Below are 20,427 nucleotides of genomic sequence, written 5' to 3' on the forward strand. Positions count from 1 at the left end.
CCGATTGCCGATCACTTGCCAGGGGTTGGACTGAACCGGAGATTATAAAGCGGTTTCCGGCGTCAGGCAATGCCAAACAAAAAGGCAGCCCGAAGGCTGCCTCTGCACGCGTTGCGCTGGGGCTGGTCAGCCGCCGCGGCGCATCATGTCGAAGAACTCGACATTGTTCTTGGTCGCGCGCATCTTGTCGAGGATGAACTCCATCGCCTCGATCTCGTCCATCGAGTACAGCAGCTTGCGCAGAATCCAGATCTTTTGCAGCTGGTCGGGCTTGATCAGCAGTTCTTCGCGGCGGGTGCCCGATTTGTTCAGGTTGATCGCCGGGTAGACGCGCTTCTCGGCCAGGCGGCGCTCCAGGTGCACTTCCATATTGCCGGTGCCCTTGAATTCTTCGTAGATCACGTCGTCCATGCGCGAGCCGGTCTCGATCAGCGCGGTCGCGACGATGGTCAGCGAGCCGCCTTCCTCGACGTTACGGGCGGCGCCGAAGAAGCGCTTCGGACGCTGCAGCGCGTTGGCGTCGACACCGCCGGTCAGCACCTTGCCCGAGGCCGGGATCACGGTGTTGTAGGCGCGCGCCAGGCGGGTGATCGAATCGAGCAGGATGACCACGTCCTTCTTCATTTCGACCAGGCGCTTGGCTTTCTCGAGCACCATCTCGGCGACCTGCACGTGGCGGGTGGCCGGTTCGTCGAAGGTCGAGGCGACGACTTCGCCGCGCACCGAACGCTGCATCTCGGTCACTTCTTCCGGACGTTCGTCGATCAAGAGCACGATCAGGGTCACGTCGGGGTGGTTCGCGGTGATCGCATGCGCGATGTGCTGCAGCATGACCGATTTGCCCGACTTGGGCGACGCCACCAGCAGGCCACGCTGGCCCTTGCCGATCGGCGAGATCAGGTCGACGATGCGGCCGGTGATGTTCTCGGCGCCGTTCATGTCGCGCTCCAGGCGCAGCGGCTCGTTCGGGTGCAGCGGGGTCAGGTTCTCGAACAGGATGCGGTGCTTCGAGGCTTCCGGCGATTCGCCGTTGACCTTGTCGACCTTGACCAGCGCGAAGTAACGCTCGCCGTCCTTCGGCGTACGCACTTCACCTTCGATCGAGTCACCCGTATGCAAGTTGAAACGACGGATCTGCGACGGCGAGATATAGATGTCGTCGGTCGAAGCCATGTAGCTCGCGTCCGGCGAGCGCAGGAAACCGAAACCGTCGGGCAGGACCTCGAGGGCGCCGTCGCCGAAGATCTGTTCGCCCTGCTTCGCGCGCTTCTTCAGGATCGCGAACATCAGTTCCTGTTTGCGCAGGCGGGCTGCGTTGTCGATGTCGAGGCCGATTGCCATTTCCAACAGCGCGGAAACGTGCATCGCCTTCAGTTCAGATAAATGCATGTGTGTGGGTGACCCGTGACGGGTGAATGTGGTAGGGGAGGGGACTGCGTGGGTTAATCAAGGCGGGAGGGTGACTCCCGGCCAATATTGTGACTGCGTGGCGACTGCGCGGGCGCGCCGTCGCCGCTATATTACTTGGATCAGATGTTGCTGTCGATGAAAGCGGTCAGCGGACCCTTGGCGACGGCGCCGACTTTCTGGGCTGCGACCTGGCCATTCTTGAACAGGATCAGGGTCGGGATGCCGCGGATGCCGAACTGGGCCGGCACGGCCTGGTTCGCGTCGACGTCCATCTTGGCGATCGTGATCTTGCCTGCGTATTCCTTGGCTACTTCTTCCAGGATCGGGGCAATCATCTTGCAAGGACCGCACCACTCGGCCCAGAAATCGACCAGCACCGGCTGCTCGGACTTGAGCACGTCGGCTTCGAAGGATGCATCGCTGATGTGTTTGATGTTTTCGCTCATGGTTTCCTCAATGTGAGGTAAGAATCGTTATTAACGCCTTGAGACAAGTCATGCGGGAAGTCTCGACCGGCTGCCGTGTGTACTGCCTTGCCAATATTGCTGCTACACAATGGTGGAGGCACTGTGTGCGAATTTCAATATTGGAAGAACGGCTAGAGGGTGTCAGGCGGGGAATGAGGCGAATAATACCCCATTTTTTTAAAAAGTGTTCAGGGCCTTGTACAAAATCTCAACATTCCAGCGCATGACGCAGTTGCTCGGGCATGAGCGGCTTGCGGAACGAGCCCACCACCCGCAGGCCGAGGGCGCGCGCCAGTTCGGCGGCCGCCTCGCGCACTTCGTCCTCGAGGGCCGACAGCAGGATCACCCTGCCGGCATAGCCAAGGCTGGCCGCGGCCTGCAAGAACTCGATGCCGTCCATCTCGGGCAGCACCAGGTCGCAGATCAGGACGTCGGGCATGGCTTCGTCGAGCCGGGCCAGGGCCTGGCGCGCATCGAGTTCGAGGACGATCTCGCACGGCCCGCAGGCGTCGAGCATCTCGCGCATGACCTCCAGCAGCAGATGGTCGTCGTCGAGCACCAGCACGCGCAGTTGCGCGAAAGGCGGGTCGGCGTCGTCGGGAGGCATGGGCGACATTATCTGGAATGGGTAATCGGATCGACGGCCATTATCGCGAAAAACCGGCAAGCCGGGTTGTCTGAATCCGCATTTATTTATCAAACACTGCCGGTGAAGCGCGCCAGGTGTCCCGGATGCCACATGGTGGCCACCGACGCCACCCGGCCGGCCGAGGTGGTGCGCCGGTGCAGCACCAGGCACGGGGCGCCGGCCGCGATCGCCAGCAGGCGCGCCTCTTCCGCCGGCGCCGGCTGGGCCTCTATCGTATAGCTGGCCCCCTGCAGCGGCGCGGCCGCCATCAGGTGCTCGTTGGGCGTGATGCGCGCAAAATCCTGCTCCAGGTAGGCCGGGGCGCAGGCCGGGTTGACCCAGCGGTCCTCGAGCTGGACCGGCGTCTCGTTCTCGAAGTGGACGATCAGCGAATGGAACAGGGTGGCGCCCGGCTCCTGGTCGAACTCGGCGGCCAGCGTGTCATCGGCGCTTCTTGCCTCCAGCGCCAGCACGCGGCTGGCGTGCAGCTTGCCGCGCGCGCGGATCTCGTCGGCGATGTTGCGGATCTCGACCAGGGTGCCCTGATACTTCTGGGGGGCCACATAGGTGCCCGAGCCCTGGCGCCGCACCAGCACCTGCTCGGCCGTGAGTTCGCGCACGGCGCGGTTGACGGTCATGCGCGAGACGCCGAACTGGCGCACCAGCGCCTGCTCCGACGGCACCAGCTCGCCCTCTTTCCAGCGGCCGGAGGCGATTTCGCCAACCAGGTAATCCTTGATCTGCTGGAAAATGGGCGACTTTTCCTGCATGCTGTCTTGCGCGGTCTGTGCTTCCAAACTCAATCTCCGAATGCCTGGCCTGTCGTGGCCACGCCTGATTCTAGCATCGGGGATTCGAAAGCAAGACCCGGAGTGCGGCCTGGCGGCGGCGGCTTCAGGATGTCGCTATTGCTGAAGGAGGACACCATCATGACGACATTGGATAGCGACGAGATCGACAGTATCGGCGACGATGCGCGCTGGGACGCCGTACAGCGGCGCGATGCCGGCGCCGACGGCAGTTTTTATTATTCGGTGCGCACCACCGGCGTCTATTGCCGGCCCTCGTGCCCGTCGCGCGGGGCCAAGCGCGCCAACGTCGCCTTCCACGCCAGCAGCCAGGCGGCCGAGGCGGCGGGCTTCCGGCCCTGCCTGCGCTGCGCGCCGCACCTGCCGCCGCTGGCCGAGCGCCAGGCGCAGGCGGTGGCGCGCGCCTGCCGCCTGATCGAGGAGTCGGAGGACGAACCGGATCTGGATGCGCTGGCCCAGGCCGCCGGCATGAGCCGCTTCCACTTCCACCGCGTGTTCAAGGCCCGCACCGGGATCACGCCCAAGGCCTATGCGGCGGCCAGGCGCGGCGCCCGGGTGCGCCAGGAACTGGCGGGGGCCGCCTCGGTCACCGACGCCCTGTACGGCGCCGGCTATGGCTCCAGCGGGCGCTTCTATGCGGCGTCGAACGAGGTGCTGGGCATGCAGCCGTCGAACTACCGCGCCGGCGGGCAGGGCGAGACGATCCGCTTCGCCGTGGCCGAATGCTCGCTGGGCGCCATCCTGGTCGCGGCCACCGAACGCGGCATCTGCGCGATCCTGATCGGCGACCAGCCGGAACCGCTGGTGGAAGACCTGCAGGCGCGCTTTCCCAGGGCCGAGCTGCGCGGCGCCGAAGAAGGCTTCGAGCGCACCGTGGCGCTGGTGATCGGGCTGGTCGAGCAACCGCGCATCGGCCCGTCCCTGGACCTGCCGCTCGACGTGCGCGGCACCGCCTTCCAGCAGCGCGTGTGGCAGGCCCTGCGCGCGATTCCTCCGGGCCAGACCGTGACGTATGCCGAACTGGCCGAACGGGTCGGCCTGCCCGATGGCGCGCGCGCCGTGGCCGGCGCCTGCGCCGCCAATCCGGTGGCGGTGGCGATTCCCTGTCACCGCGTGGTGCGTACCGGCGGCGCGCTGTCCGGCTACCGCTGGGGCATCGAGCGCAAGCGCGCGCTGCTCGAGCGCGAGGCGCAGCAGTGACCGTCATCGATTGGGATGACGTCGGCGCCCAGCTCGACGACGCCGGCTGCGCCGTGATACCCGGCCTGCTCGATGCGCGCCACTGCGCGCGCTTCATTGCCGCCTACGACGAGCGGCAGCGCTTTCGCAGCCGGGTGGTGATGGAGCGCCACGGCTTCGGCCGCGGCGAGTACCAGTATTTCGGGTATCCGCTGCCGGAGCCGCTGGCCGCATTGCGCGCGACCCTGTATCCGCCGCTGGCGCGCATCGCCAACCGCTGGCAGGCCGCGCTCGGGCTGGACGCGCGCTTTCCAGGCGAGCATGCCGACTTTCTCGCACGCTGCCACGCGGCCGGCCAGTTGCGCCCGACCCCGCTGCTGCTGCGCTACCGCGCCGGCGACTACAACTGCCTGCACCAGGACCTGTATGGCGAGCAGGTGTTTCCGCTGCAGGTGGCGGTGCTGCTGTCGCGTCCCGGCGAGGATTTCACGGGCGGCGAATTCGTGCTCACCGAGCAGCGGCCGCGCATGCAGTCGCGCGCCGAAGTCGTGAGCCTTCGTCAAGGGGACGCCGTCGTGTTCGCGGTCAACCAGCGGCCGGTGCAGGGCACGCGCGGCGTCTACCGGGTGGCGATGCGGCATGGCGTCAGCCGCGTGCGGCAGGGCCTGCGCCATGCCTTGGGGATCATCTTCCACGACGCCACCTGAAGGGCCGCCGCCCTCATGCAGTACACTCTCCACACCGTGCCCACGAAGCGCGGAAAACCATCTATCGGAGAGAAGAAAAAGCATGCGCGCGCGCCAGATTTCCCTGCAGTGTTCCCTATTTGTCCTGGCTGCCCTCGGCAGCCTGTCGGCACACGCCGACACCCTGGTCGACAACGCCAACGGCTATACCCTGAACGGGAAGGGCGAGCTGGTCCAGTTCACGGCGATCGCCTTCGACGACAAGGGCCGCATCATCGCCGTCGGCAGTGGCGCCGACGTCGCCGCCAGGGCGCCGAATGCGAAGCGCATCGACATGGGAGGCCGCACCCTGCTGCCGGGCCTGATCGACGCCCACGGCCACGTGTTCGGCCTGGGCCAGCAACTGACCCAGCTCGACCTGTTCCACAGCACCTCGCTCGACGGCGCCCTGAAGTCGATCGGCGACTACGCGCGCGCCAACCCAGGCCACGCCTGGATCCGCGGCCGCGGCTGGAACCAGGAGAACTGGAAGCTGGGCCGCTTCCCGATGGCGCAGGAGCTCGACGGCGTCGTCGCCGACCGCCCGGTATGGCTGGAGCGCGTCGACGGCCACGCCGGCTGGACCAATAGCCGCGGCCTGGCGCTGGCCGGCATCACCAGGTCGACCCCGGACCCGGTCGGCGGCAAGATCGTGCGCGACGCCAACGGCGAGGCGACCGGCGTGCTGGTCGACACCGCCCAGGAATTGTTGACCAAGGTGCTGCCGCAGCAGACCGAGGCCGAGGGTCGCGTCATGCTCGACCGCGCACTGGGCGAACTGGCGCGCGTGGGCCTGACCAGCGTGCACGACGCCGGCGTCGACGTGGCCCAGGACCGCCTGTACCGCGCCTATGCGGACCAGGGCAAGCTGACCACCCGCGTGTACGGCATGATCGCCGGCACCGACAAGGACTTCGACCAGCTGGCCGTCAAGGGTCCATTGAAGGACTACGGCAACGGCATGTATGCGCTGCGTTCTGTGAAACTGTATTCGGACGGCGCGCTGGGCAGCCGCGGCGCGGCCCTGATCAAGCCGTACAGCGACGAATCGCACTCGCACGGCCTGCTGTTCTACAAGACCGCGCAGATGGACGCCATGATGGCCAAGGCCATGCGCAAGGGCTACCAGGTCAATGTGCACGCGATCGGCGACGCCGGCAACAAGCAGATCCTCGACATCTACCAGAAGGAATTGAAGGCGACGGGCAGCGCGGCGCAACGCCACCGCATCGAGCACGCCCAGGTCGTGCTTCCTTCCGACATCCCGCGCTTCAAGACGCTGGACATCATCCCGTCGATGCAGCCGACCCACGCGACCTCGGACAAGAACATGGCCGAGACCCGTATCGGACCCGATCGCATCAAGGGCGCCTATGCCTGGCGCAGCTTCCTGCACCAGGGCTCGCGCATCGCCTGCGGTTCGGACTTCCCGGTCGAGTCGCCGAACCCGTTCTTCGGCATCCACGCGGCCGTCACGCGCCAGGATGCGCAGGGGCAGCCGGTGGCCGGCTGGTATCCGAACCAGGCGATGTCGCTCAAGGAAGCTTTCCGCTGTTTCACGCTCGATGCCGCTTATGCCGGGCATCAGGAGAAAGACCTGGGTTCGCTGGAGCCGGGCAAGCAGGCCGACTTCATCGTGATCGATCAGGACCTGTTCCGCATGCCGACCTACGACATCCACAAGACCGGCGTGCTGGAAACCTGGGTGGCGGGACGCCAGGTCTTCAAGAAATGATTTGACGAGGTTGTATAGACAACCTAGACTTCAGAGCAGCTTTGCGGCGCGCGCCAGTGGCGTGCGCCGTATCCACGACCGAAGGAGCCGCCATGTCCCAAGATACCCGTCCTCTCGACGACCCGCGTTTCGACCCGACCCGCGTCATTCAAGCGCCACGCGGCAGCCAGCTCAGCTGCAAGAGCTGGCTGACCGAAGCCGCCTACCGCATGATCCAGAACAACCTCGACGCCGAGGTCGCGGAAAACCCGCAGCGCCTGGTGGTCTATGGCGGCATCGGCCGCGCCGCCCGCAACTGGGAATGCTATGACCAGATACTGGCGTCGCTACGCGCGCTCGAGGATGACCAGACCCTCTTGATCCAGTCCGGCAAGCCGGTCGGCGTGTTCCAGACCCACCCGGATGCGCCGCGCGTGCTGCTGGCGAACTCGAACCTGGTGCCGAAATGGGCCGACTGGGAACATTTCAATGAACTCGATCGCAAGGGCCTGTTCATGTACGGCCAGATGACGGCCGGCAGCTGGATCTATATCGGCACCCAGGGCATCGTGCAGGGCACTTATGAAACCTTCGCCGAAGCCGGGCGCCAGCACTTCGGCGGCGACCTGGCGGGCCGCTGGGTGCTGACGGCGGGCCTGGGCGGCATGGGCGGCGCCCAGCCGCTGGCCGCCACCTTCGCCGGCGCCGTCTCGCTGACCGTCGAATGCCAGCAGAGCAGCATCGATTTCCGCCTGCGCACCCGCTACCTGGACAAGCAGGCGCGCGACATCGACGAAGCGCTCGCCATGATCCGCCAGCACAAGGACGCGCGCGAGGCCATCTCGATCGGCCTGCTCGGCAATGCGGCCGAGGTGCTGCCGGAGCTGGTGCGGCGCGCGAAAGAGGGCGGCCTGGCGCCGGACCTCGTCACCGACCAGACCTCGGCCCATGACCTGATCAACGGCTACCTGCCGATCGGCTGGAGCGTCGAACAGTGGAAGGCGGCGCAGCAGGACCCCGCGCAACACCCACGCCTGAAGGCCGAAGCGGCGGCATCGTGCGCCATCCACGTGCGCGCCATCCTCGACTTCAAGGCGCTCGGCGCCCATGCCGTCGACTACGGCAACAATATCCGCCAGGTGGCCAAGGACGAGGGCGTGCAGGACGCCTTCGACTTCCCGGGCTTCGTGCCGGCCTATATCCGCCCGCAGTTCTGCGAGGGCCGCGGCCCGTTCCGCTGGGTGGCGCTGTCGGGCGACCCGGAAGACATTTATAAAACCGACGCCAAGATCAAAGAGCTGTTCCCGCACGACGCGCGGGTGCACCGCTGGCTCGACATGGCGCGCGAACGGATCGCCTTCCAGGGCCTGCCGGCGCGCATCTGCTGGCTGGGCCTGGGCGAGCGCCACCTGGCCGGCCTGGCCTTCAACGAGATGGTGCGCACGGGCGAGCTGAAGGCGCCGGTGGTGATCGGCCGCGACCACCTCGACACCGGCTCGGTGGCCAGCCCGAACCGCGAGACCGAGGCCATGCGCGACGGCACCGATGCCGTCTCGGACTGGCCGCTGCTGAACGCCTTGCTGAACACGGCCGGCGGCGCCACCTGGGTCTCGCTGCACCACGGCGGCGGCGTGGGCATGGGCTACTCGCAGCATTCCGGCGTGGTGATCGTGGCCGACGGCACCGAGGCCGCGGCCAAGCGCCTGGCGCGGGTGCTGGTCAACGACAGCGCCTCGGGTGTGATGCGTCACGCCGACGCCGGTTATGACAGCGCCATCGACTGCGCCAAGCGCAATGGCCTGAACCTTCCAATGATCAAATAAACGCAGCAGCAACCATGAACGACACTATTCAACGCCTCACCCTGCAACCCGGCGAACTGGCGCTCAGCGACCTGCGCGCCGTCTGGGCCGGCCACCAGCGGCTGGACCTGGCCGCCAAGGCCTGGGACGACATCGCGGCCTCCGCCGCCACCGTGGACGCCATCGTCGCCAAGGGCGACCCCGCCTATGGCATCAATACCGGCTTCGGCATCCTGGCCAAGGCCCACATCCCGGTCGAGCAGCTGGCCACCCTGCAGCGCAACCTGATCCTGTCGCATGCGGTCGGCACCGGTGAGCTTCTTTCGGACACCATCGTGCGCCTGATCCTGCTGACCAAGATCGGCAGCCTGGCGCGCGGTTATTCGGGCGTGCGTCCGGTGATCGTCGAAACCCTGATCGCCCTGTACAACGCCAACATCATGCCGGCCATTCCCTGCCAGGGTTCGGTCGGCGCCTCGGGCGACCTGGCGCCGCTGGCCCATATGACGCTGGCGATGCTGGGCGTGGGCCAGGTGCGCCACGATGGCGTGCTGGTGGAGGCGAGCGACGCGCTGCGCGCGGCCGGCATCGAACCGGTGACGCTGGCGGCGAAAGAGGGCCTGGCCCTGATCAACGGCACGCAAGTCTCGACCGCGCTGGCGCTGCACGGCCTGTTCATGGCCGAACGCCTGCTGGAGGCGGCGATGGTCACCGGCTCGCTGTCGGTCGATGCGGCGCGCGGCAGCGATGCGCCGTTCGATCCGCGCATCCACGCGGTGCGCGGCCAGCCGGGCCAGATCGCGGCGGCGAAGATCTACCGCGAACTGGTGGCCGGCAGCGCGATCCGCGCCTCGCACCTGGTGGGCGACGAGCGGGTGCAGGACCCGTACAGCCTGCGCTGCCAGCCGCAGGTGATGGGCGCCGTGATGGACCTGATCGCTAACGCCGGCCGCACCCTGCTGATCGAAGCGAATGCCGTGACCGACAACCCGCTGTTGTTCGAGGGCGGAGAAATCATTTCTGGCGGCAACTTCCACGCCGAGCCGGTGGCCTTCGCCGCCGACACGCTGGCGCTGGCGATCGCCGAGATCGGCGCGCTGGCCGAGCGCCGCATCGCGCTGCTGATCGACGCCAACCTGTCCGGCCTGCCGGCCTTCCTGGTGCGCGAACCGGGGTTGAACTCGGGCTTCATGATCGCCCACGTCACCGCCGCCGCGCTGGCCTCCGAAAACAAGTCGCTGGCCCATCCGGCCAGCGTCGACAGCCTGCCGACGTCGGCCAATCAGGAGGACCATGTGAGCATGGCGACCTTCGCTGCGCGCCGTCTCGACCAGATGGCGCACAATACGGCGGTCATCGTCGGGATCGAGCTGCTGGCAGCAAGCCAGGGCATCGAATTCCACCGCCCCTTGAAAAGCTCCGATACGCTGGAATCGGTGCATGCCCAGCTGCGCCAGCACGTCGCGCCCTACGATGCCGACCGCTTCTTCGCGCCCGATATCGAGGCCGCGCGCAGGCTGGTGGTCGACGGCGCGCTGTCGGCGTCGTGCAAGGAATTGTTTACCGTACTGCACCCGTAAACACAAAGGAGGCAAGATGGAGTTCCGGTTCAAGGCAGGCAGGCTTCCCATGCTGGTGTCGATGCCGCATGCGGGCACCGACATCCCCGACGAGGTGGCGGACACGCTGGCGCCCTGCGCCGCGGCGCGCGCCGACACCGACTGGCACTTGCCGGAACTGTACGGCTTCCTGGAAGAGATGGGCATCTCGACCATCTCGGCGCGCTGGTCGCGCTATCTGATCGACCTCAACCGCCCGCCCGAGAACACCAACCTGTATCCGGGCCTGGACACGACCGGCCTGTGCCCGCTCGACACCTTCGGGCGCGAACGTCTTTACCGGGAGGGCATGGAGCCCGACCAGGCCGAGGTGGGGCGGCGCCTGGAACGCTACTGGCGGCCATATCACGCGCAGCTGCGCGCCGAACTCGATCGCCTGAAGGCCGAACATGGCCGCGTGGTGCTGTGGGAAGCGCATTCGATCGCCTCGATCGTGCCGCGCTTTTTCGAAGGCAAGCTGCCCGACCTGAACTTCGGCACCGCCGAAGGCAAGTCCTGCGACCCGGGACTCGAGGAGGCCGTCCTGGGCGTGGCGCGCGCCCAGGAGCGCTACACGATCGCCCTGAACGGCCGCTTCAAGGGCGGCCACATCACGCGCCATTACGGCCAGCCGTCGCACGGCGTGCACGCGATCCAGCTCGAGAAATGCCAGTGCCTGTACATGAACGAGGCGGCGCCGTTCGACTACCGTCCTGACGTCGCCGCTCAATTGCAGCCGCTGCTGCGCGACATGGTCAAGGCCGCGGTGAACTGGGTGCGTCCATGACGACAGCCCTGTTCGCGCGCCATGCGCTGCTGCCGCAAGGCTGGCAGCGCGACGTCCTGCTCGAATGGGATGCGCACGGCGACCTGACCCGGGTGGCGCCCGGCGCCACCGCTTCCCCCGGCATGCGGCACGCGCAATACGTCCTGCCCGGCATGGTCAACCTGCATTCGCACGCCTTCCAGCGCGCGCTGGGCGGCCTGACCGAACGCGCCGGCGACGGGCCGGACAGCTTCTGGACCTGGCGCGACCTGATGTACCGCTTCGCCGCCCGCATCACCCCAGGCCAGATCGAGGCCATCGCGGCCCAGTTGTTCGCCGAATGCCTGCGCCACGGCTACACCTCGGTGTGCGAGTTCCACTACCTGCAGCGCGACGCCGACGGCGCCGCCTATGCGCGCCCCGCCGAGACGGCCGAGCGGGTGGCCGCGGCGGGACAGGCGACCGGCATGGGATTGACCCTGCTGCCGGTGCTGTACAGCCATGCCGGTTTCGGCGAAAAGCCGCTGGCGCCGGCGCAGGCGCGCTTTCGCACCGACGTCGACGAGGTGCTCGGCATCGTCGAGGCCCTGGGCCCGCTGCGCGGCGGCCAGCTGGAGGTCGGCGCCGCGCCGCACTCGCTGCGCGCCGCCACCATCGATCAGATCCGGGCGCTGGCGGGCGGCTTGCCGCCTGGGCGTCCGCTGCACATCCACATCGCCGAGCAGCAGGGCGAGGTGGAGCAGTGCCTGGCGCATGCCGGCCGGCGCCCGGTCGAATACCTGATGGACCACGTCGCGCTCGATGCGCGCTGGTGCCTGGTGCATGCGACCCATGTGAACCAGACCGAAGTCGTGGCGCTGGCAAGCAGCGGCGCGGTGGCCGGCCTGTGCCCGACCACCGAGGCCAACCTGGGCGACGGCCTGTTCCCGCTGGCGCCCTTCATCGAGGCGGGCGGGCGCTTCGGCGTCGGCAGCGACAGCCACGTGTCGCAAAGCCCGGTCGAAGAGCTGCGCTGGCTCGAGTACGGCCAGCGCCTGTTGCACCAGCAACGCAACGTGGCGCACACCCGCGAACGGCGCGACGTGGGCGACTATCTGTGGCAGGCGGCGCTGCAGGGCGGCGCCCTGGCGACGGGGCGCCGCGTCGGCCTGCTCGAGGCTGGCCGGCGCGCCGACCTGCTGGTGCTGGACGAGCAGCATCCGAACCTCGATGGCGTGATTGAATCCGAAGTGCTCGGACGTGTTGTATTCTGTGGCAACGACAACCTGGTGCGCGACGTGCTGTGCGGCGGCCGCTGGGTGGTGCAAGACGGGCGCCACATGGCGCAGGACGAGGTCGCCCAGCGCTACCGCCAGGCGCTCAGGGATTTGCGCGCAGTGACCCAGGAGGTGTGAAATGACAGTCTTGATTCCGTTTGCAGGCTTGGCCCCGGCGCCATGGAAGAACGGCGGCGGCAGCACGATCGAGATCGCGATCGGCCCGCCTGACGCCGGCTTCGACGATTTCGACTGGCGCGTCAGCCTGGCGACCATCGCCGAGGACGGCGCGTTCTCGCGCTTCCCCGGCGTCGACCGCACCCTGGCGCTGGTCGACGGCCATGGCCTGACCCTGCAGATCGACGGCGAGCCGACCCTGATCAGCGACGCCGAGCCGGTGATCGCGTTCGACGGCGATTCCGAGGTGCAGGCGCGGCTCAATCGCGGGCCGACCCTGGACTTCAACGTCATGTCGCGCAGCGAGCGCTGCTGGCACCAATTCGGGCGGCGGCGCCTGAGCGGCGACTCCACCTTCGTCGCGCGCGCCGAGGTGACGGTGCTGTTCCTGGCCGAGGGCGACAGCCTGCAGCTGGCCAGCGACGACGAGCGCATCGGCCTGGTGCGCTACGACGCCGTGATCCTCGACCAGGGCACGGTGTGGTCGCTGGAAGCGGGGCAAGCCACGATCTTCATCGTCGACGTCCACTATTATTCGGAAGACGACGACGCAGAGATGTATGACTGAGGGGCGGCCCGACTGCGTCTTCACCAACGTCCACCTGGCGACGATGGAGGACGGCTACGGCGAGCTGCCGGACGCCGCGCTGGCGGTCAAGGATGGCCGCATCGCCTGGATCGGCAAGCGCCTTGATGCCCCGCCGGCAAGCCGGGTGCACGATTGCGGCGGCGCCTGGATGACGCCGGGCCTGGTCGACTGCCATACCCACGTGGTCCACGCCGGCAACCGCAGCAACGAGTGGGAAGCGCGCCTGAACGGCGCCACCTATGAAGACATCGCGCGCCAGGGTGGCGGCATCATGTCCACCGTGCGCGCCACGCGCGCGGCCAGTGTCGACGACCTGGTCGCGGCCAGCCTGCCGCGCGTGCGCGCCCTGCTGGCCGAGGGCGTGACCACGCTCGAGATCAAGTCGGGCTATGGCCTCGAACAGGGCGCCGAAGAACGCATGCTGCGCGCCGCGCGCCGCATCGGCGAGCTGCTGCCGGTGCGGGTGGCGACCACCTTCCTCGGCGCGCACGCGCTGCCGCCGGAATTCGCCGGCCGCCAGGACGACTACGTGACTGAAGTGTGCGAGCGCATGCTGCCGGCGCTCGCCGGGCAAGGCCTGGTCGACGCGGTGGACGCCTTCTGCGAACGGATCGGTTTCACGCGCGCCCAGACCGAGCGCGTGTTCGACGCCGCGCGCAAGCTCGACCTGCCGCTCAAGCTGCACGCCGAGCAGTTGTCGGACCAGGGCGGGGCGGAACTGGTGGCGCGCTACGAAGGCCTGTCGGCCGACCACCTGGAACATCTGAGCCCGCAAGGCATCGCGGCGATGGCGCGCGCCGGCACCGTGGCGGTGCTGCTGCCGGGCGCCTATTATTTTTTGCGCGAGACCGTGATGCCGCCGGTCGACGCGCTGCGCGAAGCCGGCGTGCCGATGGCGGTGGCCACCGACTGCAATCCCGGCACCTCGCCGATGACGTCGCTGCTGCTGGCGATGAATATGGCGTGCACCTTGTGGCGCCTGACGCCGCGGGAAGCCCTGCTCGGCGCGACCGCCTATGGCGCGCTGGCCCTGGGCCTGCAGGCCGAGATCGGCACCCTGACGGTCGGCAAGCGCGCCGACCTGGCCTTGTGGAACATCGCCCGTCCCGCCGACCTGGCGTATGCGATCGGCTTCAATCCCTGCCAGGCCGTGGTCAATGGCGGCGTCCTGCGCGCGCCCCAACTTCCCGTGTAATTTGGCAACACTTGTCCCTTTGTCGCAACACTCGCAGCCACGGTGGGTAAGTGCTTGATCACCCTCAAGCCTGGCTTTCTTGCCTGGCCGATGATGGATTCAACACGCGATAACAACAAACGGTTACTACGGCAGTTACAGCGGTAAGCAAATGTAAGCCTTAATGGATCATTAAGAATGGCCAACTATAGTCATTCATGTGATTCCCATCTCCCCTCCCCATTTGCCAAAATGGGTTTGCCCACGGTGCCAAGGCCCGTGGGTTTTTCTTTGGGGCGTCGCTTTTATCGCGTGATTCAGCTGCGCTGCGCGAGCGACAGCAGGCTGTCGCCGGTGACGCGGCAGATGCGCCAATCCGGCATGACGTCCGCGCCCATGGCTTGGTAAAACTGGATGGCCGGTTCGTTCCAGTCCAGCACCGACCATTCGAAACGTCCGCAGCCGCGTTCGACCGCCAGCTGCGCCAGGCGTTGCAGCATCTGCGTGCCATAGCCCTTGCCGCGGTGCGCCTGTTTTACATACAGGTCTTCCAGGTACAAGCCCTTCTTGGTGAGGAAGGTCGAGAAGTTATGGAAGAACAGGGCGAAGGTGACGACTTCACCGTTTTCTTCACCAACAATCGCTTCGCACGATGGGCGCGCGCCGAACAGGCCTTCGTGCAGCAGGGCTTCGGTGGCGACCACCATGTGTTCGAGTTTTTCGAACACCGCCAGCTCCACGATCATGGCGTGGATGTGGGCGACGTCTTGCGGCTGGGCGGGGCGGATGGAAAAGGCGGTGTTAACATTCATGGCGATTCGATGGCATTGTTCAGGTTAGCGGATTGCACGCTCCTGGCGGCAGGCGCGCGCACGGCCCAGGCGACGCTGGCCAGGCACAGCACCATGCCCAGGAATTCGAGGAGGCCGGGGCGGTAGTCTTCGAGCTGGACCGACAGCAGCACCGACAGCACGGGCGTGACGACGCCGATGTAGACGGCCTTGTTGGCGCCGATGCGGCCGATCAGCGTGAAATAGGCGAAGAAGGCGATGACCGAGCCGAAGATCGACAGGTAGACCAGGCCCGCCCAGTAAGTGGGGCTCTCGGGCAGGGTAAAGGCATTGCCGTTGGCAAGCGACCATACCGCCACCATCGACGCGCCCCACAACATCGACCAGGCCATCGTCAGCGGCAGGTTGGACGATTGTTCCTTGACCTTGTTGACCACGATGCTGCCGGCCGAGCTGGCCAGGGTGGCGGCCAGCGCCAGCACCACGCCGGCCAGGAAATGGCCGTCGCCGCCCGTCTTCAATTCTTGCCAGGCATCGCTGATCGAGTGCCAGAACAGCAGGGCCACGCCGACGGTGGCGACGGCGCCGCAGGCCCAGGTGCGGCGACTGATGGTAGTGCCGAAGAAGACGCGGCTCCAGATCGGCGTCCAGAACACCATCAGCGCGAACATCACCGCCACCAGGCCCGACACGATGTGCTGCTCCGATTCATAGGTGCAGATATACGAGATGCCGAAGGTCAGCCCGCCCTGCAGCGCCATCCAGCGATGGGTGCGCCAGGGCAGGCGCAGGCTGTCGCGGCGCACCAGGCAGATGGCGAACAGGGCGGCGGCGGCCAGGAAGAAACGGTAGGCCACCGACACGGCGGGAGCGGTATGTCCCAGCTGTAAGGTGATGGCCCAGAAGGTCGAGCCCCAGATCAGTGAGGCGACGATGAAGAGGACGGGAGAAGACATTCGCGGGAGTATAGTCCTCCCGCTTTGTTCCTGCCGGCATCTTTTACAGCGATGGGGCGCTCCGCTGTATCAAAAGCGCAACATCGCCGTCTGGTGATCAATAGGCCAGCCGCATTCGCCGATACAGGAAGCTCAGCACGAACAATGGCCCGATCAGCAGGAAGCGCAGGTCGTCGAAGAACGATGGTTTCTTGCCCTCGATATGGTGGCCGATGAATTGCCCGATCCAGGCCAGCACGAACACCCCGATCGAGGTCACCAGCACGGTGCCTTCCGGCAGCATGTTCAGCAGCCCCAGCATCACGGCGGCCATCGCCGCCATGCCGAGCGCGAACGGCCTGGACAGCCTGATGTAATAGACCAGCGCGGCGCCCACGACAGCCAGGGCCACAAGCGGGTGAATTGCCCACAGGATGCCCAGCAGGCTGAACACGATGGCGGGGATGCAGACGAAGTGGATCAGTTCGTTGACGGGATTGCGGTGGCTCTCGGCATAGCGGGCCAGCAACACGTCGATATCGCGCGGCGTAGAGGAAAATTCCATGACGGCGGTCTCCAGTTGTGTAACGACGATTCTACGCCCGCATCAGTCTCCTTGTCCGGTCTGCCGCGCATTCGACGGCAGCGCCGGCACGGGCGCCGCGGTGTCGGCCGGCTGCAGGCGCAGGTTCGGATGGTTCGCGAACAGTTCCGAGATCCATTCGACGAACACCCGCACCTTGGCCGACAGGTGGCGGTTGTGCGGATAGACGACGTGCACCGGCAGCGGGTCGCAGCGCCATTCGGGCAGCAGGCGCACCATCTTGCCGGTGGCCAAGTGCTCGTTGAGCAGGTAATCCGTCATATTGATCACGCCCAGCCCCGACAGGCCGGCCTGGATATAAGCGCTCGAATCGTTCAGGGCGATCACGCCGGGCAAGGTCATGTCGATGCGCTCGCCGTCGCGGGTGTAGTCCCAGCTGGAGATCTTGCCATTCCTCGCCGAGAAATAATTCACGCAGCGGTGCCGCTCCAGGTCGCGCGGGTGCATCGGCATGCCGTAGCGCTCCACATAGGCGGGAGAGGCGCAGGTGACGAAGTTGATCACCCCGACGCGGCGTGCAATGAGGTTGGTATCGAGCAATTCTCCGCCGCGCACGGCGCAATCGACGCCTTCTTCGACCAGGTCGACCGGGCGGTCGGTGGTGCCGAGTTCGAGCGTGATGTCCGGATAGCGCTCGAAGAAGTCGGGCAGGGCGGGAATCAGGATCTCGGTCGACAGGCCGGTCGGCGCATCCACCCGCAGCCGTCCGCTGGGGCTGAAGCGGTGGCGCGACAGCGATTCCTCGGCGTCGCGCACGTCGGACAGGATGCGCACGCAGCGCTCGTAATAGGCAGCGCCGTCCGAGGTCACCGACACATGGCGCGTGGTGCGGTGCAAGAGCTTGGAGGCAAGCGAGGTTTCCAGCGCCTGTACCAGGGTCGACACCGTTGCCTTGGGCAATTGCAGGGTCTCGGCGGCGCGCGTGAAGCTGCCGGCATCGACCACTTGCACGAATACTTCCATGGCCTGGAGTTTGTTCATATCGTCTTCTTCGGATTAAAACAGTGCGATTGTTCAGCAATCCGAACAATCAATTCAGTATTGCCATCTTTATCTGATTGTAGATGAAGACTATTATGTGTGCATCGCAACAATGTATTGACCAGGAAGACGGAGCCGGCCATGAGCCATCGGAACATTCAGAACGGAATCTTTACCACGGTAGCAGTCGCCCTGAGCGGCGTCGCACTGGCGGCACTGCTCTGCACCGATGCCTACTCGCGCGCCGCCGGCGCCGAGGCGCGTGGTTTCCATGCGCTGTCCCTGGAAATGCAGATGAGCTGCGCCGGCGATTGCGCCGACGTCGACGAGCGCATCGTCCAGCTCCAGAAAGATGGAGCGGCCCGATGAGCGCCGTGCTGGACGCCGTCGACCGCAGCCTCAAGGTACGCGACCTCGAGGCAGGCGGCGCCGCCGGCCCCCTGGCCGCGCGGCTGTATGCCGCCGGCCCGGTCGCCAAGCGCGACCTGCTGGTGGTGTACTTCCACGGCGGCGGCTTCGACAGCGGCGACCTGGACGAGTGCGACGACTTCCTGCGCAGCCTCGCAGAATGCGACCACCTGCCGCTGGTGCTGGCTTCGACCTATACGCTGGCGACCGTGAGCCCGTTCCCGGCCGCGGTCGAGGACGCCCATGCGGTGCTGCAGTGGGCCAAGAAGAACAAGACCAAGCTGGGCTGGAACGGCAAGCTCCTGGTGACGGCCGGCATCGAAGCCGGCGCCAACCTGGCGGCGGTATGCGCGCTGATGTCGCGCGACCGCGGCGGCCCGGCCCTGGCCGGCCAGATCCTGGTCATGCCGATGCTCGACCCGGCGCTCTCCACCGGTTCGATGCGCCAGATGACCTATTGCGCCGATCGCGAGAAGGCGGCCACCGTCTGCGCGGCCGCCTATCGCGGCTACCTGCCGCATGCGGCCGACCGCTCGCATCCGTATGCGGCGCCGCTGCACTCGAGCCGTCTCAAGAACCTCGCGCCGGCGCTGATCCTGTCGGCCGAAGACGATCCATTACGCGACGAGGCTGAACAATACGGCGCCAAACTGATCAACGCCGGCATTTGCACCACCGTGCGCCGCATGGCCGCACCCGACCTGCAGGATCCGAACGGGCGCAACGAATGCGCCTGCAAGGTGCAGGCGATGCTCGAAATTTCCAGCTTCCTCGCGCGGCTGGAAGGGCGTGGAGGCGCCTGACACCTCAGCATCAACCACCTGATCCCGGCCACGCCGGATACAGCAAGCGTATCGCAAGACACCGTGCCCGGCGCACCGGTGGGGGACCCGTTGTAACTGCGTCTTATGCAGTCTTGATGGGTAAGTAAGAGTCAATCGAAAATGGAGGGTCGCCATGAATCACAACGAGCAGGCACAGAACCGGCAGTTGCAGGCAGCGCGCGACTGTCCCTGGGGCTAGGCCCGGCGCCGCCGGCATGAACTGACCGGCCGCGTTTCACTTATTTCCTGATTTTTTCCGCGCCACGGCGCGGAAGGGGATGTTTTTCGCCAGCGTTTCGCTCGACTCGACAAGTCGACGACGCCGGACGGGGTTTTATTGTCTTTTCAATCGTCGTTAATAAGAAAGGTTAATCATGAATAACCAGCCAAAACAGGGCAAACTACCGGGCAACCTGCGCGTGATCGTGGCCGCACTGGCTCTCAGTGGGCTCGTCGGCGCCGGCCTGACCGGCTGCGCCGATGCCAACAGCAACGATGCACCGGCAGCGCCGCCCGCGCCGCCGGTGTCCGCCGCCGTGGTCGTGCAAAAGCCCGTCCTCGAGACCCAGGAATTCTCGGGGCGCCTGGAAGCGATCGACGTGGTCGAGATCCGTTCGCGCGTCTCGGGCTACATCACCGCCGTCAACTTCAAGCCCGGCGCCGAAGTCAAGAAAGGCGACGTCCTCTTCGTGATCGACCCGCGTCCTTACCAGGCCGAGGCCGACCGCACCCAGGCCGCCGCCGCCGCCGCCCGCGCCAGGGCCGACCTGGCGCGCCTGGAACTGCAGCGCGCCGAGCGCCTGCTGGCCGATAAAGCCATCGCCCAGCGCGAATTCGACGAACGCGACGCCGGCCAGAAGGAGCTCGACGCCAGCGCCCGCGCCGCCGCCGCCGAGTACGAAGCCGCGCGCCTGAACCTGGCCTATACCCGCGTCACCGCGCCGATCGACGGCCGCGTCTCGAAAGCCGAAATCACCCTCGGCAACCTGGTCGATGCCAGCGCCGTGCTGACCTCGGTCGTGTCGCTGGACCGCATCTACGCCAGCTTCGACGGCGACGAAAGCACCTATCTGCGCGTGAGCCGCCGCACCCATGCCGGCCAGCCGGTCGACGTGAAGGTCGGCCTGGCCGGCGAGGAAGGCTTCCCGCACAGCGGCAAGCTGGAATTCGTCGATAACCAGCTCGACAGCCGCAGCGGCAGCGTGCGCATGCGCGCCACCCTGGCCAATGCCGACCGCCAGCTGGCGCCCGGCCTGTTCGCCCGTGTCCAGATCGCCGGCGGTGCGCCGAGCCAGCAGATATTGATCGCCGACCGCGCCATCAACACCGACCAGGACCGCAAGTTCGTGTACGTGGTCGACAAGGACGGCAAGGCCGAGTACCGCGCCGTCAAGCTCGGACCGCTCGACGACGGCCTGCGCGTGGTGCGCGACGGCTTGAAGCCGGGCGAGAAGATCGTCGTCAACGGCCTGCAGCGCGTGCGTCCCGGCGCGCCGATCGCCGCGCAAACCGTGCCGATGGTGGCCCCTGCGGCCGCAGCCCCGGCGGCCAAGGACGCCAAAGTGGCGCTGGCCGACGTCAAGGAGTAAT

At 66.7% G+C, this 20,427-nt stretch carries 20 protein-coding genes; 12 read left to right on the forward strand and 8 right to left on the reverse strand.

Annotated features, from left to right (window positions below; genetic code table 11):
- Positions 1 to 126 precede the first annotated feature (126 nt).
- The 4 genes from rho to hutC all read right to left on the reverse strand — a co-directional run bounded on the left by rho (position 127) and on the right by hutC (position 3,275).
- Positions 127 to 1,389, reverse strand: a complete 1,263-nt coding sequence (gene rho / locus LO55_RS09685) for a transcription termination factor Rho (RefSeq protein ID WP_005665081.1) — start codon at positions 1,387 to 1,389, stop codon at positions 127 to 129.
- Between the two features lie 140 nt (positions 1,390 to 1,529).
- Entirely contained in the window at positions 1,530 to 1,856 is a 327-nt protein-coding gene (gene trxA, locus LO55_RS09690; protein WP_005665082.1) for a thioredoxin TrxA, read from the reverse strand.
- 229 nt (positions 1,857 to 2,085) lie between these two features.
- The gene (locus LO55_RS09695; protein WP_071363744.1) at positions 2,086 to 2,484 is read right to left on the reverse strand and encodes a response regulator; all 399 of its coding nucleotides are present in this window, start codon (positions 2,482 to 2,484) and stop codon (positions 2,086 to 2,088) included.
- An 89-nt stretch (positions 2,485 to 2,573) separates the two neighbouring features.
- Complete coding sequence (gene hutC, locus LO55_RS09700; protein ID WP_005665086.1) at positions 2,574 to 3,275, reverse strand: histidine utilization transcriptional repressor HutC; 702 nt, start codon at positions 3,273 to 3,275, stop codon at positions 2,574 to 2,576.
- A 159-nt stretch (positions 3,276 to 3,434) separates the two neighbouring features.
- Between hutC and ada the strand changes: the two genes are divergently transcribed.
- The 9 genes from ada (at position 3,435) to hutI (ending at position 14,315) form a co-directional block, all read left to right on the forward strand.
- The gene (ada, locus tag LO55_RS09705) at positions 3,435 to 4,514 is read left to right on the forward strand and encodes a bifunctional DNA-binding transcriptional regulator/O6-methylguanine-DNA methyltransferase Ada (RefSeq protein ID WP_071363746.1); all 1,080 of its coding nucleotides are present in this window, start codon (positions 3,435 to 3,437) and stop codon (positions 4,512 to 4,514) included.
- Entirely contained in the window at positions 4,511 to 5,200 is a 690-nt protein-coding gene (locus LO55_RS09710) for a 2OG-Fe(II) oxygenase (protein ID WP_143054492.1), read from the forward strand. The genes ada and LO55_RS09710 overlap by 4 nt, the downstream gene beginning before the upstream one ends.
- Positions 5,201 to 5,282: 82 nt before the next feature.
- Positions 5,283 to 6,953 carry an amidohydrolase gene (locus LO55_RS09715; RefSeq protein WP_071361297.1) on the forward strand — a complete coding sequence of 557 codons (1,671 nt, stop codon included), beginning with the start codon at positions 5,283 to 5,285 and terminating at the stop codon, positions 6,951 to 6,953.
- Positions 6,954 to 7,045: 92 nt separating this feature from the next.
- Positions 7,046 to 8,755 (forward strand): urocanate hydratase, encoded by a 1,710-nt coding sequence (gene hutU, locus LO55_RS09720; RefSeq protein ID WP_071361298.1) that lies wholly within the window; start codon positions 7,046 to 7,048, stop codon positions 8,753 to 8,755.
- 14 nt (positions 8,756 to 8,769) lie between these two features.
- Positions 8,770 to 10,314: a histidine ammonia-lyase gene (gene hutH, locus LO55_RS09725; protein WP_071361299.1), complete on the forward strand. Its 1,545-nt coding sequence runs from the start codon at positions 8,770 to 8,772 to the stop codon at positions 10,312 to 10,314.
- Positions 10,315 to 10,330: 16 nt separating this feature from the next.
- On the forward strand, positions 10,331 to 11,119 hold the full coding sequence (gene hutG / locus LO55_RS09730) for an N-formylglutamate deformylase (protein ID WP_071361300.1): 789 nt from the start codon (positions 10,331 to 10,333) through the stop codon (positions 11,117 to 11,119).
- Positions 11,116 to 12,492, forward strand: coding sequence for a formimidoylglutamate deiminase (locus LO55_RS09735; RefSeq protein ID WP_071361301.1), 1,377 nt, complete (start codon positions 11,116 to 11,118; stop codon positions 12,490 to 12,492). The genes hutG and LO55_RS09735 overlap by 4 nt, the downstream gene beginning before the upstream one ends.
- A 1-nt stretch (position 12,493) precedes the next feature.
- Positions 12,494 to 13,099 carry a HutD/Ves family protein gene (locus LO55_RS09740; protein ID WP_005665102.1) on the forward strand — a complete coding sequence of 202 codons (606 nt, stop codon included), beginning with the start codon at positions 12,494 to 12,496 and terminating at the stop codon, positions 13,097 to 13,099.
- The gene (hutI, locus tag LO55_RS09745; protein ID WP_071361302.1) at positions 13,092 to 14,315 is read left to right on the forward strand and encodes an imidazolonepropionase; all 1,224 of its coding nucleotides are present in this window, start codon (positions 13,092 to 13,094) and stop codon (positions 14,313 to 14,315) included. The genes LO55_RS09740 and hutI overlap by 8 nt, the downstream gene beginning before the upstream one ends.
- 296 nt (positions 14,316 to 14,611) lie before the next feature.
- Here the strand turns inward: hutI and LO55_RS09750 are convergent, their stop codons facing one another.
- From LO55_RS09750 to LO55_RS09765, 4 genes are all read right to left on the reverse strand, one after another.
- Positions 14,612 to 15,106: a GNAT family N-acetyltransferase gene (locus LO55_RS09750; protein ID WP_071361303.1), complete on the reverse strand. Its 495-nt coding sequence runs from the start codon at positions 15,104 to 15,106 to the stop codon at positions 14,612 to 14,614.
- On the reverse strand, positions 15,103 to 16,041 hold the full coding sequence (locus LO55_RS09755) for a DMT family transporter (RefSeq protein WP_071361304.1): 939 nt from the start codon (positions 16,039 to 16,041) through the stop codon (positions 15,103 to 15,105). Before LO55_RS09755 ends, LO55_RS09750 begins: the two co-directional genes overlap by 4 nt.
- Before the next feature lie 97 nt (positions 16,042 to 16,138).
- On the reverse strand, positions 16,139 to 16,585 hold the full coding sequence (locus LO55_RS09760) for an Mpo1 family 2-hydroxy fatty acid dioxygenase (RefSeq protein ID WP_005665110.1): 447 nt from the start codon (positions 16,583 to 16,585) through the stop codon (positions 16,139 to 16,141).
- A 42-nt stretch (positions 16,586 to 16,627) separates the two neighbouring features.
- Positions 16,628 to 17,605, reverse strand: coding sequence for a LysR family transcriptional regulator (locus tag LO55_RS09765; protein ID WP_071361305.1), 978 nt, complete (start codon positions 17,603 to 17,605; stop codon positions 16,628 to 16,630).
- Positions 17,606 to 17,746: 141 nt separating this feature from the next.
- Here LO55_RS09765 and LO55_RS09770 point away from each other — a divergent pair, with 141 nt between their 5' ends.
- The 3 genes from LO55_RS09770 (at position 17,747) to LO55_RS09780 (ending at position 20,426) form a co-directional block, all read left to right on the forward strand.
- Entirely contained in the window at positions 17,747 to 17,974 is a 228-nt protein-coding gene (locus LO55_RS09770; RefSeq protein WP_071361306.1) for a hypothetical protein, read from the forward strand.
- Positions 17,971 to 18,816, forward strand: coding sequence for an alpha/beta hydrolase (locus LO55_RS09775; protein ID WP_071361307.1), 846 nt, complete (start codon positions 17,971 to 17,973; stop codon positions 18,814 to 18,816). The genes LO55_RS09770 and LO55_RS09775 overlap by 4 nt, the downstream gene beginning before the upstream one ends.
- A 395-nt stretch (positions 18,817 to 19,211) precedes the next feature.
- Positions 19,212 to 20,426, forward strand: coding sequence for an efflux RND transporter periplasmic adaptor subunit (locus LO55_RS09780; protein ID WP_071361308.1), 1,215 nt, complete (start codon positions 19,212 to 19,214; stop codon positions 20,424 to 20,426).
- Position 20,427 lies beyond the last annotated feature (1 nt).

The organism is Massilia timonae, from assembly GCF_001866515.1.
Classification (GTDB): domain Bacteria; phylum Pseudomonadota; class Gammaproteobacteria; order Burkholderiales; family Burkholderiaceae_D; genus Telluria; species Telluria timonae.

What these genes read in the sequence shown, in the direction of transcription:
- rho (WP_005665081.1), bottom strand. Translation starts at nt 1,389, where the DNA reads ATGCATTTATCTGAACTGAAGGCGATGCACGTTTCCGCGCTGTTGGAA.
- trxA (WP_005665082.1), bottom strand. Translation starts at nt 1,856, where the DNA reads ATGAGCGAAAACATCAAACACATCAGCGATGCATCCTTCGAAGCCGAC.
- LO55_RS09695 (WP_071363744.1), bottom strand. Translation starts at nt 2,484, where the DNA reads ATGCCTCCCGACGACGCCGACCCGCCTTTCGCGCAACTGCGCGTGCTG.
- hutC (WP_005665086.1), bottom strand. Translation starts at nt 3,275, where the DNA reads ATGCAGGAAAAGTCGCCCATTTTCCAGCAGATCAAGGATTACCTGGTT.
- ada (WP_071363746.1), top strand. Translation starts at nt 3,435, where the DNA reads ATGACGACATTGGATAGCGACGAGATCGACAGTATCGGCGACGATGCG.
- LO55_RS09715 (WP_071361297.1), top strand. Translation starts at nt 5,283, where the DNA reads ATGCGCGCGCGCCAGATTTCCCTGCAGTGTTCCCTATTTGTCCTGGCT.
- hutU (WP_071361298.1), top strand. Translation starts at nt 7,046, where the DNA reads ATGTCCCAAGATACCCGTCCTCTCGACGACCCGCGTTTCGACCCGACC.
- hutH (WP_071361299.1), top strand. Translation starts at nt 8,770, where the DNA reads ATGAACGACACTATTCAACGCCTCACCCTGCAACCCGGCGAACTGGCG.
- hutG (WP_071361300.1), top strand. Translation starts at nt 10,331, where the DNA reads ATGGAGTTCCGGTTCAAGGCAGGCAGGCTTCCCATGCTGGTGTCGATG.
- LO55_RS09735 (WP_071361301.1), top strand. Translation starts at nt 11,116, where the DNA reads ATGACGACAGCCCTGTTCGCGCGCCATGCGCTGCTGCCGCAAGGCTGG.
- LO55_RS09740 (WP_005665102.1), top strand. Translation starts at nt 12,494, where the DNA reads ATGACAGTCTTGATTCCGTTTGCAGGCTTGGCCCCGGCGCCATGGAAG.
- hutI (WP_071361302.1), top strand. Translation starts at nt 13,092, where the DNA reads ATGACTGAGGGGCGGCCCGACTGCGTCTTCACCAACGTCCACCTGGCG.
- LO55_RS09750 (WP_071361303.1), bottom strand. Translation starts at nt 15,106, where the DNA reads ATGAATGTTAACACCGCCTTTTCCATCCGCCCCGCCCAGCCGCAAGAC.
- LO55_RS09755 (WP_071361304.1), bottom strand. Translation starts at nt 16,041, where the DNA reads ATGTCTTCTCCCGTCCTCTTCATCGTCGCCTCACTGATCTGGGGCTCG.
- LO55_RS09760 (WP_005665110.1), bottom strand. Translation starts at nt 16,585, where the DNA reads ATGGAATTTTCCTCTACGCCGCGCGATATCGACGTGTTGCTGGCCCGC.
- LO55_RS09765 (WP_071361305.1), bottom strand. Translation starts at nt 17,605, where the DNA reads ATGAACAAACTCCAGGCCATGGAAGTATTCGTGCAAGTGGTCGATGCC.
- LO55_RS09770 (WP_071361306.1), top strand. Translation starts at nt 17,747, where the DNA reads ATGAGCCATCGGAACATTCAGAACGGAATCTTTACCACGGTAGCAGTC.
- LO55_RS09775 (WP_071361307.1), top strand. Translation starts at nt 17,971, where the DNA reads ATGAGCGCCGTGCTGGACGCCGTCGACCGCAGCCTCAAGGTACGCGAC.
- LO55_RS09780 (WP_071361308.1), top strand. Translation starts at nt 19,212, where the DNA reads ATGAATAACCAGCCAAAACAGGGCAAACTACCGGGCAACCTGCGCGTG.